General features: G+C 48.6%; 6 protein-coding genes. 2 read left to right on the top strand and 4 right to left on the bottom strand.

The features are described 5' to 3' along the window. Positions 1-76: 76 nt before the first annotated feature. Positions 77-1,015, bottom strand: a complete 939-nt coding sequence (locus H6F46_RS10830) for an NAD-dependent epimerase/dehydratase family protein (protein ID WP_099532553.1) — start codon at positions 1,013-1,015, stop codon at positions 77-79. A 185-nt stretch (positions 1,016-1,200) separates the two neighbouring features. Here H6F46_RS10830 and H6F46_RS10825 point away from each other — a divergent pair, with 185 nt between their 5' ends. Next, on the top strand, positions 1,201-3,210 hold the full coding sequence (locus H6F46_RS10825; protein WP_199291507.1) for a penicillin-binding protein 2: 2,010 nt from the start codon (positions 1,201-1,203) through the stop codon (positions 3,208-3,210). Positions 3,211-3,259: 49 nt separating this feature from the next. On the opposite strand, the gene H6F46_RS19850 is transcribed toward H6F46_RS10825, so the two are convergent. The 3 genes from H6F46_RS19850 to H6F46_RS10810 form a co-directional block, all read right to left on the bottom strand. Further along, positions 3,260-5,593, bottom strand: a complete 2,334-nt coding sequence (locus tag H6F46_RS19850) for a fused MFS/spermidine synthase (protein WP_190355222.1) — start codon at positions 5,591-5,593, stop codon at positions 3,260-3,262. A gap of 369 nt (positions 5,594-5,962) precedes the next feature. Next, positions 5,963-7,153 (bottom strand): TRC40/GET3/ArsA family transport-energizing ATPase, encoded by a 1,191-nt coding sequence (locus tag H6F46_RS10815; RefSeq protein ID WP_190355223.1) that lies wholly within the window; start codon positions 7,151-7,153, stop codon positions 5,963-5,965. 106 nt (positions 7,154-7,259) lie between these two features. Beyond that, on the bottom strand, positions 7,260-7,658 hold the full coding sequence (locus tag H6F46_RS10810) for a DUF2358 domain-containing protein (RefSeq protein ID WP_190355224.1): 399 nt from the start codon (positions 7,656-7,658) through the stop codon (positions 7,260-7,262). Between the two features lie 595 nt (positions 7,659-8,253). Between H6F46_RS10810 and H6F46_RS10805 the strand changes: the two genes are divergently transcribed. Beyond that, complete coding sequence (locus H6F46_RS10805; protein ID WP_190355225.1) at positions 8,254-13,668, top strand: ATP-binding sensor histidine kinase; 5,415 nt, start codon at positions 8,254-8,256, stop codon at positions 13,666-13,668. Positions 13,669-13,703: the final 35 nt, after the last annotated feature.

The raw sequence follows: 13,703 nt of genomic DNA, 5'->3' as shown, positions 1-13,703 counted from the left end.
TGGACATCTTCAACACAACCAGACAAGGGGCTGAAGCCCCTTGTCACCCACGATTTCGCGAGAATTTTCGGCAGATTTAAGCCAAGGCTTTCACGATTTCTTCATCAGTTGAAAAGTCCACTTCCGCGCGATCGGCTCCCGACGGTAAGTAATCATTTTCAAACGCATCTCGCAACCCAGAAACCAAATCGTAGGCAGGTTGCCATCCCAAATCCTGTTTTGCTTGTTGATTACTGGCAAAGAAATGCTGCACGCGCATTGGAAAAGCCTTTCGCTTGCCAAAATCAAATTGCTTGGGATCGTAATGAATCAATTGCAATTGCTCCGGATCTTTACCGGCAGCCAATGCACAGGCCCGCGCCAAGCCATCAAACGTGACGTAGCGATCGCCCGAAATGTTGTAGATTTTGCCAATGGTTTTGGGGTTACCAGCCGCCGCCACCATTGCACTAGCCAAGTCAGCCACATGGCCCAGTTGGGTGATGTGTAATCCGTTGCCGGGAATGGGAATTGGGCGATCGCGCACAATCCGATCAAAAAACCAAGATTCCAGCGGATTGTAATTCAGGGGCCCGTAGATATAGGTTGGTCGAAATGATGTGAAAGGTTCATCATGGTGGGCTAAATAACTTTCCGTTTCATGTTTGCCCTTGTGACGACTTTTGGGATCAACGGGGTCTGCTTCGCAGTGGGGCAATTGGTCGGTTTTCAGGTAAACACCAGCCGAACTCATGTAGAGAAAATGCTCGGTTTTACCGCGCAACACTTCCACCAGCGGTTGCGTGTCGCTGAGTTCGCGACCGTTATTATCAAACACCCATTCAAAGTGGCGATGGGCTAGTTTTGATTTCAATTCATCGCCTTGGGTGCGATCGCACTGAATGACTTCCAAACCTTCAACGGGCGAGGGCTTGCGACCACGATTCAACAGGGTGACTTCATGACCTTTTTCCACCAGTAATCGGGTCAGATAAACGCCAATAAACCGCGTTCCACCCATCACTAAAACACGCATAAATCCCTTGCACCTTTCAAAAAATGGAGTATTGATCGCTTGGAAAACGAAATTGGGGAAAGAAATAGCCCGGAAGCTTTGAGACCACAGCGACGAGGCTATTTTATCGATTTATTCCCCACACAAACACTCCACCGCCCCTTAAGATTTGATCTGTTACCGCTTGCGATTGATTGTGCCTGCCCATGAGTCGGTTTGACCCCGCTGAAGATGCTGCCTCGGGCGATCGGGATGCGCGATCGCGCCGCAGCTTTGGATCGGCGGCCGATTGGCAAGGAGCAGGAGACGATTGGCCCTTGGAAGCGTTCAACGTCAAAGCATTTCGCAAACGGGGCGATCGCTCCGGTGAGCCGGGCCCCAGCGCCCGATCGCGCCCTCGATCGCACCCTCAATCTTGGTTGGGGCCAACGCCCGATCGGGATGACTCACGGGCCCAAAAATGGGAGCAAACCTGGCGGCAAATTCGCGCCCAGTTGCCCGACCCACGCCAGGTGAACCCGTCCCGCCAACGGGTGACGGTTGTGGGCGGCGTTTTGCTGGCGGCTGTGGCGGGGTTGGTATTGCGGTTGGTGTGGTTACAGGGCGTTCAGGGCGAAACCCTCACCAATCGGGCCCGCGCCCAACAGCGAGTAACGGTCAAACCCTTTGCGCCTCGCCGCTCAATTGTCGATCGACGCGGGGTGGCGCTGGCGCTCGATCGGGTCACCTACACCCTCTACGCCCACCCCAAGCTATTCAACAAGCCCAAATCCGTGGTGGCGGCCCTTGTGGCTTCGATTTTGCAGGAACCGGTGACGGAGGTGGCCCAAAAACTGGAGCGAGGCCGCAGCGGCATTCGGCTCCACGAGTCCCTGACGGAAGACCAGGCCCAACGGATTCGGCGCACGGCCTTGGATGGGCTGGAGTTGCATGAGCGGCCCGGTCGGGTCTATCCCCAGGATGAGATGGCGGCGGAGATTGTGGGTTATGTGAACCTATTTGACGGCCAAGGTAAGACCGGCTTGGAATATTCCATGGGGCGACTGTTGGCGCGATCGGTCAGTCCTGTGACCCTGGAACGGGCCCCGGGTGGCTATGCCCTGCCGCGCTTGGGCAGCCTGGAAAACGATCGGCTGAACCAGTTGACCTATTTAGACGATTTACAGCTCAAATTAACCCTTGATTTGCGATTGCAACGGGCCGCCCGGGCCGCCGTGCAAGCTCAAATGACCGCCAGCCGCGCCAAAAAGGGAGCCGCGATCGTCCTGGATGTGCAAACGGGAGCCATTCGGGCCCTGGTTTGTGAACCCAACTACAATCCCAATCGCTACTCAGAGGCGGATGTTGCCCGTTTCCGGAATTGGGTGGTTTCGGATTTGTACGAACCGGGGTCAACCTTCAAGCCGCTGGTGATGGCCATGGGGCTGGATTCGAGGGTGTTGAGTTTGGATGACACTTTTGATGACAATGGTTCGGTGCAAGTGGGCGATCGAATCATTCGCAATTTCAACTTTGCCAGGCTAGGGAAATTGAATCTGAGCAAAGTCATCCAAACTTCGAGCAATGTTGCCACAGTTCGGATTGGTTTGCGATTAGATCCAGGGGTGTTTTATCAATACTTACAGCGCCTGGGTTTTAATCAAGCTAGCGGGGTTGATTTGCCCTTTGAAACCCCTGGTCAAATTAAAGATCGTCAGACTTTTTTAGCCTCCAAAATTGACCGTGCCACCACCTCTTTTGGTCAAGGGGTTGCCATCACACCGCTACAACTGGTGCGGGCAATCGCGGCCCTGGCCAATGGGGGAAAACTCGTCACGCCGCACATTGTGGACAGCCTCAGCACCGTTGAAGGGCAACCCTATTGGCAACCGGCCCACCCGGAACCGATGCCCGTCTTTTCCGCCGCCACCACCCGCGAGGTGCTGAAAATGATGGAAACCGTGGTGTCTCAGGGCACGGGCAAACGGGCTCAAATTCCGGGTTATCGGATTGCGGGCAAAACCGGCACTTCCCAAAAACAAGATGAACGGGGCGGCTATCGGCGCGGGGCTGTCATTGCCAGTTTTGTCAGCATTTTTCCCGTTGAAAATCCTCGATATGTGGTGATGACCATTTTTGATGAACCTCCGGGTGGCTCTGGCGGGGTGGTGGCGGCTCCGGCGGCTAAGCCGATTTTGGAATCGATTATTACGCTCGATGGATTACCACCCCAATAGTTTTTCAGGGATAAAGGTTTCTCAATTTGCCCACCACTTGGGAACGGATTTAGCGCGATCGAATCACCGATAGCAAACTGGAGCGATCGTCTGTCCAAAGTTGGCTAGGGGGTTGGGGTGGAACCGGTTGCCATTGGGTTTGGGGGCGATCAATTAACCAATTCAGATCCTGGGGCGATCGGGCGATTGCCACCCAATGGGAAGGGGTTTTACCGATTGCTTTTTCCGCTTCCAAAACCCGTAAATCCCAGCGATGAATCGCCGTTAAGCGCAAGTCCTGGCTAATGGCTCCCAAGACAGGCAACAGATCAAGATAGCGATTCGTAATGTTAACCAAAATCAAGCCCCGATCGGTCAGTTTGTTGAGATAGCTGGCAATGGCTTCACGGGTAATTAAATGCACAGGAATGGAGTCGGAGCTAAAGGCATCCATAATCACCAAATCCAGGGAGCGATCGCCCACCGTTTGCATTTTTAAACGACCATCCCCAATTTCCACCACTACCTTACCCTTCGACAGTTCCAAGAAACTGAAATAGGTGGGATTTTGAGCGATCAACTTCACTGTGGGATCAATTTCATAAAATGTCCATTGCTGATCCGGTTGGGCATAGCTGGCCAACGTGCCAATGCCCAGGCCCAAAACCGCCACCTGATCGCGCCGAGATTGATTAAACCCCGCAAAAAATTCCCCGATCGGACCCGTTTCTGTGAAGTAGGTGAGCGGTCGATCGCGCCGTTGGGGAAGCAGGCTTTGTTGGCCATGGAGTGTGGAGCCGTGGAGCAAGGACATGACCTGTCTTGAGCGATCGCGCACCACCCGATTCACTCCAAAAAAGCTGCGATCAATTAACAACACCTCACCCCGTAAGCCCACGGAAAATTGCATCATTAAAATAATGGCCAGTCCCGCAGAAATGATCTTAGTTTTGCGCAATTGCAGCGCCCAACCAATCGAGGCCAGCAAGCCAAAAGCAACGCAATAGGCAGCCCAATAGTCTGTCAGATGATTGAAATTAATTCCTGCTAGCAGTGCGCCAAACCCCAGCCCGATCGCAATCCAACTCCACTTGGGCAAGCGGTGGGAGTTAATCACCGACAGCAGCGTCAAAATCAGAATCAGGGGATATTCTTGGGTTGTGGGAAATAGGTAGGGCGCAGCGATCGCGTTAAACGATCCACCCAAAGCTCCCCCCAAAGCAATCCAGAAATAAAACTGCGTTAGGTAGGTTACGGATGGCTTAATTAGCGCCAGAGTTTGATGGCAAACAAAGGCCGCGATCGCAAATCCCAGCCAGTGAAATGGCAACATCACCCACAAATTTTGGGCCCCATCCAAGCGCGACCAAAACACCAACGGAGTCACCAATAATGGCAAGCTGGCGATCGACAGTGGATAGGCGATCGCGCTCCATCGCCAATTGGAAAAAGCGACAATGTAAGTTAATAGATAAAGGCTGAGGGGAATTGCCCAAAAGAGGGGAATTGCCGCCAAATCCGTGGTGACATAGGTGGTGACACCCAGCGATAAGCTGGCTGGCAAGAAGGCAAATAGGGCCCATTGGAGTCGATCGCGCCAAGTGGGTTGCAAGGGTTTGTTTGGCGAGCTATCCGGCTCAGAAGCAAACGTTAAGCGATTGACCACTGCGCCATTTTTTGAACTAGCTGGTGTATTGCCGAGGGTGGTTAATTGCTCTGGTAATGTTGTTAATTCTTCTAGATTTTCGAGGCTTTCTAGTTTTTTAAAGTCTCCTAAACTTTCAAAATTTTCTAATCCTGGTTGTTGTTTTGATTGCAGAAATTGTTCTAAGTCATTTGAGTCGCCCGCAGAATTCCAATTGCGATCGCGCCAAGTAATTAGCACACAGGCCCCAATGAGAAGCAGCTCAACCCCATAGCCCAATTGCCAAAATTGTCGCTGTTCCAGCAGGGAAAAGAGCGGCTCAATAGCCCCTGGATATCCCAAAACGCCTAACAAGCTGCCTGCATTACTCGCAGCATAAAGGACATAGGGATCCTTACCTAAATCTAAGCGAGTTTGCGATACCCACCGTTGCAACAAGGGAGCCGTTGCTGAAAGGGCAAAAAACGGCAAAGCCACTCCTAAAAACAAAATTTGGAGCAGAGTGATTAAGGGGCGATCGACAGTAATGGTTGATTGACTCAAGACTTGGTTGAACTGACTCCAAAGCGCCAACCCACCCCCGATCGCCACAGCTCCATGGATCCAAAACTGAGAGCGTAACGACGGGCGATCGCTCAACCAAGCCGCATAGCCATAGCCGGCCAACAGCATCATTTGAAAGAAAGCCTGGCAAACATTCCAAACGGCCGGTGTTCCCCCCAACAGAGGCAGCAGGCTTTTTGCAACAATAAATTGCACCCAAAATAGTAAAAAAGCGCTACCAAAGAGCGCTACCGAAAATATTGTTTTTTTCATGATTCTTGTGAACCAAGGAAGTTTTATAAAACCAAATCATTACCTATCCAGTTCTGGCTAGCTCTGATCCTGCTGTCACCCATGCCAAACAAGCCGGTTTGGTCTTAACTCAGCACCTACTTAGCCCAAATTATCTTAACCTAGTTCCCCAAAAGACAAGGGGCTTAAGCCCCTTGCCCCCGCACTTTCGCACAATCACGATCTGCCAAGATCACGATCTTTCAGGGTTACGATCTTCCAGGGAAATTATTTTCCAGGTTCGTGACTTTTTAGCCTTCAGGATTTGAGGTGACGGAAACCAGATAATCAACGCTAGACCTTAGCGGGTTCTGAAAAGCGAATTTTCAGATAATCTTCTTCCATTTTAGCGCCCGTTGGTTGCAGAGCCGCCAGGGCTTGGGGCAACACCAAATTACGGCGATGGTTACCGATCCGAACATTCAGTTCATCACCGGTTTTGCTCAGTTCAATCTGGCTCTTAGGAATACCCGGCAAGTACATTTCCAGACTGTAGGTGTTGTCCACCTGCACCACACGCAGGGTCGTTTCTTTGTAATAAACCTGAGCAGGATCTTCGTTGTTGGGGTAAAGGGTTTCCTTCAGGCGATCGAGCGCTGCCAATCCGCACAATTCTTCAGAAAAAAGCGGCACTTCTTTCACCGGCAAGGGGCAGAAATTCTCGTGAATTTCATCCTTATATTTCTGTTGATCGGCTTTCCAGCGATCGAAAAAGGGATCGCTCACCTCCGCCGGAATCACCCGATTGGCCACTACCATATCGGTTGCCACGTTATATAAACTCAGGTAAGCATGGGCCCGCAGCGATTCTTTGATCACCATTTTTTCTGGATTGGTCACCAGCCGCACCGAAGTTTGGGAACTGTCGGTTAAGACCTTTTCCAACGCCTCAATTTGTTCATAGAACTCGTAGGGCGCGTCCATCACTTCCTTATCCGGCAATGAAAAACCAGCGATCGGGCGGAAGATCGGTTCCACCAATGGCCGCAGGGCGACAGACATGCTTTGCAGCGGCTTATAGAAGCGGCGCATGTACCAACCGCCCACCTCCGGCAGGCTCAAAAGCCGCAAGGCCGTGCCCGTGGGGGCTGAGTCAATGATCAAGACTTCGTATTCACCCTCGTCGTAGTGCCGCTTCATGCGCACCAGGGCGAAAATTTCGTCCATTCCCGGCAAAATCGCCAATTCTTCCGCTTGCACACCTTCTAGGCCACGCGCTTGCAGAACTTGCGTGATGTAGCGCTTCACTGCGCCCCAATTTCCTTCTAATTCTGCCAGGGCATCCAACTCCGCCGCCCACAGGTTCGGTCGCACCGCGATCGGGTCGTGACCCAACTCTAAATCCAGGCTATCGGCTAAGGAATGGGCCGGATCGGTACTGAGGACGAGGGTTTTGTAGCCCAGCTCGGCACAGCGCAGGCCGGTGGCTGCGGCGACGGAGGTTTTACCGACTCCGCCTTTGCCGGTCATCAAAATTACGCGCATGATGGAATTGCCTTTGTTTCGGAGGAGACGATCGCCCAGTGCGCCTCCATTATGGCGTTTTTTGTAAAGCTTTTTGAAGCCTGTCTCAGGTAGGTTGCGCGATCTGTCAACCGTTTGCGCGAGCAAAATGCTGTTTCAACACATCCCAGATGGAACATTGCCAATAGTCAATGTGGGAGTTGATTAAGCCCTGGGAATTCAGCCCCAGCTCGCTCCAACCGGTGATCGAAATTCGCGGTTTCCAGGGGATTGGTGTAGTCCAAGTCAGAGTCCAGTCTGTGCGGATCGTGCGATCGGTTGTCACAGCAATTTCATGCAGCCTGAGGCAAGGATCCTGAAACCATTGATCAATAAAGGCGATCGTTTTTCGGTAGCGATCAACTCCTCGAAATTCACTCGTTGGATCTTTGAAATAAACCTCCCGATCGTAAATTTCAAATGTTTGATCCTTAGGAAATTTCTGATAGTCTGCTTTCAAAATTTCAACAACCGATTCTATGTCCATCTGTCTATTCATTTGATTCTCGATATTGATCCAGGGAGTATTTTCAGCATCAAAGCCAATGTTCAATTTGTTTCATCAACCAACACACCAAATGGGCCTTAATTTTTAGCTTAGGCGATTGATGAATTTTTGTGATCACTACAATCACTCTTTGGTTATGGTTTCGGAACAAAATTTCTTGAAAATGCTATTCTTATTATGGATTTTCAGTATAATTTCTGCTGAGATTTTTTGAAATTAATTTCTCAATAAATTTTTAATCGCGTTTTTAAGTCAATTCTAAAGCACAATATTCAATAATTCTCAAAATAACTATTTAGTTATAAAATATTCAATGACTCACTCTAGAGCATTCTTTTAACATAGCTCTGCTTGATTATTGCTGAACTTAACTCAATTTTTTGCCCATTAATCTAGCAACTTGTGATTGCAATTGCTATGATCAGAGCCGAGCTAACGTGATCTTAAGCAGTCGTCAAGTTAAGCCCCAAAACTCTTCAAACCATAATCAAGACCGTAGCCCAATCAGCCTCGATCAAGGCTTGGGTCAGGACTAAGGCGCTGAATCCACTCCTCAACTGCATGACCGTAGCCCATGACTAGCCCACTGCAACAAACCTCGCCCACTTTGTGGCCCAACCTTGAGGGTTACGAAATTACTGAGCAACTTTACTCAGGATCTCGCACAGCCGTTTACCGGGCAATTCAGACGGATACAGGGCGATCGGTCGTCATCAAAATTCTTTGCCATGAGTATCCCAGCTTTAACGAGCTGACACAATTTCGCAATCAATATAGCATCGCTAAGTCTTTGAACATTACGGGTATTGTACATCCCTATAGTTTAGAAGCCTATGGCAACAGTTATGCCCTAGTGATGGAAGATTTCAGTGCTATCTCCCTAGAAAATTACCGAAAACAATACTCGATTTCATTAACTGATTTTCTGTTGATTGCCTTACAGGTATCCGAAATTCTCCATGACTTACACCAAAGCCGCGTTATTCATCGAGATATCAAGCCCGCCAATATTTTGATTCAACCCAGCACCAAAGCAATCAAGATTATTGACTTTAGTATTGCTTCCGTGCTTCCCAAGGAAACTCAGGAAATTCAGAACCCTAATCTTCTTGAGGGAACCATTGCCTATTTAGCCCCTGAACAAACCGGCCGCATGAATCGCGGCATCGATTATCGCACGGACTTTTATGCCCTTGGAGTCACCTTTTATCAATTACTGAGTGGTCGGCTCCCCTTTGAAGCAGCGGATCCCCTCAAACTCATTCACTGTCACATTGCCAAGACACCCACAGCGCTTGACCAGGTGAATCCTGCGATTCCTTCCATGGTGGCAGCCATTGTCTCTAAATTAATGGCAAAAAATGCAGAACATCGCTATCAAACCGCGAAAGGGTTAAAGCATGACCTGGAGGAATGTTGGACACAGTGGGAGGCCACTCAACAAATTCAGCCTTTTGAGTTGGGAACTCGAGATTTAAGCGATCGATTCCTGATTTCTGACAAACTCTACGGGCGCGATCGGGAAGTTGCTCATTTATTAGCAGCCTTTGAACGCGTTGCCCAAGGAAGCACAGAATTGATGCTGGTAGCGGGATTTTCCGGAATTGGCAAAACCGCCGTCATTCATGAGATTCACAAGCCTATCACTCGCCAAAAAGGCTATTTCATTAAGGGGAAATTTGATCAATTCAATCGCAATGTTCCTCTCTCGGCTTTTGTGCAAGCTTTCCGCGATTTAATGAGCTATTTGCTTTCTGAGCCAGATAGTCAATTAAACCAATGGCGAACCAAAATTTTGCAAGCCTTGGGAGAAAGTGGACAAGTTTTGGTTGAAGTCATTCCCGAGCTGGAGACCATCATTGGGTCTCAGCCAGCCGTGCCCGAACTATCAGGAACAGCCGCCCAAAATCGGTTTAATTTTCTGTTTCAGAAGTTTATTCAGGTTTTCACAAGGCCCCATCATCCCTTGGTTATTTTTTTAGATGACTTACAGTGGGCAGATTTAGCTTCTTTGCAACTTTTGAAGGTTTTGATGGGGGATAGTGCCCACTTATTCATGTTGGGAGCCTATCGCGATAATGAGGTTTCGCCCATTCACCCCCTCATGGTTACCCTGGAAGAATTGATCAAAGAAAAAGCGATTGTTAACACCATTACCCTAGATCCACTGAGTCTAGAACATGCCAATGATTTAGTGGCTGATACGTTGCGTTGCTCGCCCGATCGAGCCTTGCCCCTAACCAAATCAATTAATCGGAAAACCCAGGGAAACCCTTTTTTCACAACACAATTTCTAAAGTCGCTCCACGAGGAAGGCTGGATTACATTCAACCGAGAAGCCTGCTATTGGGAATGTGACATTTCCAGCATCTACACCCTAACCACAACTGATGATGTGGTGGAGTTTATGGCGGCGCGGCTTCAAAAGCTGCCTGAATCCACGCGATCGGTCTTAAAGCTAGCGGCTTGTTTGGGTAACCAATTTGACTTAACAACCCTCTCGATTATTGCTCAACAATCTGCCGCAGAAACAGCCAATGCCCTTTGGAAGTCGTTGCAAGAGGGCTTGGTTTTACCCAACAGTCAGGTCTATAAATTTTTCCAGCCGGAGGTACTAACCCCAGCCGATCGGGAGGTGCAGGAACCGCAGGTTAATCCAACCTATCGTTTTTTACACGATCGCGTCCAACAGGCCGCCTATTCCCTGATTGATCCGGCTCAGAAACCCATGACCCATCTGATGATTGGTCAACTTTTGCAGACTCAGCTCTCTGGTTCAGAGTTAGAAAACCGACGATTTGATATTATTAACCACCTAAATTTAGGCCAAGACTTACTCACCACCGATACAGAACGGTTTTCCTTGGCTCAAAGTAATTTGGAAGCTGCCCAAAAAGCCAAAATGGCAACGGCCTATGCGGCTGCCAGCAACTTTGTTAACACGGGGTTATCACTCCTATCCAATGATCGTTGGCAGAAACAATACCACCTGAGTTTGGAGCTACATATCTTAGCGGCCGAAGTGGCATGCCTCATGGGCGACATTGCCGAGATGGACAATCACTGTCAGCAGGTTTTAACGGCAGCTCAAAACCCATTAGACAAGGTAGAAATCTACAAAATTCAAATTAATGCCCTCGCCACTCGCAACCAAATGTCAGAGGCGATCACAGTCGGGGCCAATGCACTTTCGGAGCTGGGTGTGGCCTTGCCCACCCAAGCCGACTCAACCATGAGTCATCAAGTGCTTGAAGCATTAGCTCAGCAACTTAAAGATTATGTCATTGAGGATCTGGGGCATCTTGCTCCCATGACCAATCCTCGGATCATGGCAGCCATGAAGTTAATGGCGGCACTTTTTGCACCGATCTACATGGTGAAGATAGAACTCTTTCCATTGGTTTGTGCGCGGATGGTGAGCTTATCCTTGGAATTTGGTAACAGCTCTGTTTCCATGATTGGCTACAGTGGCTATGGCCTAATTTTGACCAATTCTTACAATGAGTTTGAAAAGGGATATCAGTTTGGCAAGGTGTCCTTAGAGTTGCTCGATCGCTTCAGTGCTCCTGAATATCGGGCCATGACCCTTTTTCTATTTAGTATTTTTATTCAGCATCGCCATAATTCTTTGCGATCAACCATTCCCATGCTCAAGGAAAGCTATCTGTTGGGAATGGAAACCGGCAATTTACTCTACGCAGTCTATAGCATTAATAATTACTTTTTTAATCAATTTTTCTCTGGCTTTTGTCTAACTGACATAGAACCGGAGATGGAGCAATATTGCATCATTTTGAGCCAGATGAAGCGAGAAAACCCTGTAAGTTATCTGCGCATGCAGCAGCAGGCTTTTCAAGGCTTTGTGACCAACACTGATTACCCCGATCGACTAATTGGTGAGAGCTATGATGAAACTGTGATGTTCCCCCAGTATGTACAAAAAAATGAATCGTCCGGCTTGGCATTTGCTTATATTTATAAATTGATTTTGGCTTATCTTTTTGATCATTATGAGCGAGCTATTGATTATATCAATGCAGGCTCCCCTTGCATGTATATCATCACGGGACATATTCATATTTCAGTTTTCTATTTCTATGCAGGGTTAACTTACTTTCGGGTTGCCACTACTCAGTCCAGCTTAGGGCGATCGCGGGCCTTATCTCTCGGAGAACAGCAGCAAGCTACCTTAGCCACTTGGGCCAATCAATCGCCAATTAATCATCAACATAAGGTGGATTTGTTAGAAGCAGAAAAGTGCCGCGTGCTAGAAAAGTTTTACGAAGCCGGTATTTTGTATGATCGCGCCATTGATGGAGCCAAGGCACAGGGATTTTTACAGGAAGAAGCTTTAGCGAATGAACTGGCTGCCAAGTTCTATTTAGATTGGAACAAGGAAAAATTCGCCGCCAGCTATATGCAAGAAGCCTATTACTGCTATGCCCGATGGGGTGCAAAGGCGAAGGTCAGTGAAATCGAACAGCGTTATCCCAAATTGCTGGCTCCTATTCTCGAATCGACTTCCGAGAAATTGAATCCTCTGGAAACATTTGTTTCTGTTGCGACAGCAACCTATAGCTCCACCGCCACACAAAATTCCAGCAGTAATAATCTCAATGTCATGCTCGACTTGGTAGCTATCATTCGAGCATCTCAGAGTATCGCTAGCACCATTCAACTAGAGGAGCTACTGCAACAATTAACGCAAATTATTTTGCAATATTCCGGCGGTGACCAATGCGTTTTGATGGTTCCTGATCAGGATGGTGAATGGTTAGTGCGGGCGATCGCCTCCACGGAAACGACCAGGCTTTGCACCATTCCCCTTCAGCATGAAAACTCCCTGCCTTTACCCCTAATTCAATGGGTGAAAAATACCAGAGAATCGGTGGTGATCAATGAAGGTCAAACCCATTTGCCGATCGGGGATGCTTTTCTTGATCGCCCGATGCCCCAAAGCGTGTTGTGCTTACCAATCCTCAACCAAGCGCAATTGGTGGGCATTTTGTATCTCAGTAACCAAGCTGCGAAAAATGTATTTACGAGCGATCGGCTCTTGGTTCTGAATTTTCTTTGTGCCCAAGCAGCGATTTCACTGGAAAATGCTCGGCTCTATCAGCAAGCACGCACCTATGCTCAACAGCTTGAACAATCTCAACTACAAATTGTTCAAAGCGAAAAAATGGCATCTTTGGGAAACTTGGTGGCGGGAGTTGCCCATGAAATCAATAACCCGATCGGCTTTTTAAATGGTAGCATTCAAAATTTGCAAGATTCTTTTCAGGATCTCATTGGTCATTTAGAACTCTATCAACAACATTATCCCAACCCTGAACCCAGCATCACGGAAAATGCAGAAGAGATTGATTTAGACTTTCTGAGTGAAGATTTGCCAACCTTGTTGAAATCGATGCAATTGGCAACCGATCGCATTAAAGGTATTAGCAATAGTCTGCGCACCTTTTCGCGGGCAGATACTGAATATAAAGTTCAAGCCAATTTACATGAAGGAATCGACAGCACATTATTGATTCTGAAATATCGACTAAAAGCCAATGAGCATCGTCCCGCCATTGAAGTCATTCAAGACTATGGGGACATTCCGGCAATCGATTGCTTTCCGGGACAGCTTAATCAAGTGTTTATGAATCTTTTGGCCAACGCGATCGACATGTTCGATGAGCTAGCACAAGGGCAAGCATTCGAGGCGCTAGCGGCCCATCCGCAAACCATTACGATTGGCACTCGACGGGTGGATGATCACGTGCAAGTGACCATTCAAGACAATGGCAAGGGCATGAACGAGGAATTGCAATCCAAGATTTTTGATCCCACTTTCACTACCAAGGCCGTTGGCAAAGGCACAGGGTTGGGCTTGGCGATCGCTCGCCAAATTGTGGTGGAAAAACATGGCGGTAGCTTAATGGTGCGATCGGAGTTGGGCCAGGGGTCGCAGTTTCTGATGAGTTTGCCCATTCACGGATCTTGAGCAGCTTGCGGAACGGTTGGAGATTTCGATCACAG

This window comes from Limnothrix sp. FACHB-1083, from assembly GCF_014696485.1.
In the GTDB taxonomy this organism is placed as follows: Bacteria; Cyanobacteriota; Cyanobacteriia; order CACIAM-69d; family CACIAM-69d; genus CACIAM-69d.
The sequence above is the reverse complement of the archived record's forward strand: the minus strand, read 5'-3'. Positions and strand labels throughout refer to the sequence as shown.

Excerpts from the sequence above, each read along its gene's own strand:
- H6F46_RS10810 (WP_190355224.1), bottom strand. The coding sequence starts at position 7,658 with ATGGACATAGAATCGGTTGTTGAAATTTTGAAAGCAGACTATCAGAAA.
- H6F46_RS10825 (WP_199291507.1), top strand. The coding sequence starts at position 1,201 with ATGAGTCGGTTTGACCCCGCTGAAGATGCTGCCTCGGGCGATCGGGAT.
- H6F46_RS10805 (WP_190355225.1), top strand. The coding sequence starts at position 8,254 with ATGACTAGCCCACTGCAACAAACCTCGCCCACTTTGTGGCCCAACCTT.
- H6F46_RS10815 (WP_190355223.1), bottom strand. The coding sequence starts at position 7,153 with ATGCGCGTAATTTTGATGACCGGCAAAGGCGGAGTCGGTAAAACCTCC.
- H6F46_RS10830 (WP_099532553.1), bottom strand. The coding sequence starts at position 1,015 with ATGCGTGTTTTAGTGATGGGTGGAACGCGGTTTATTGGCGTTTATCTG.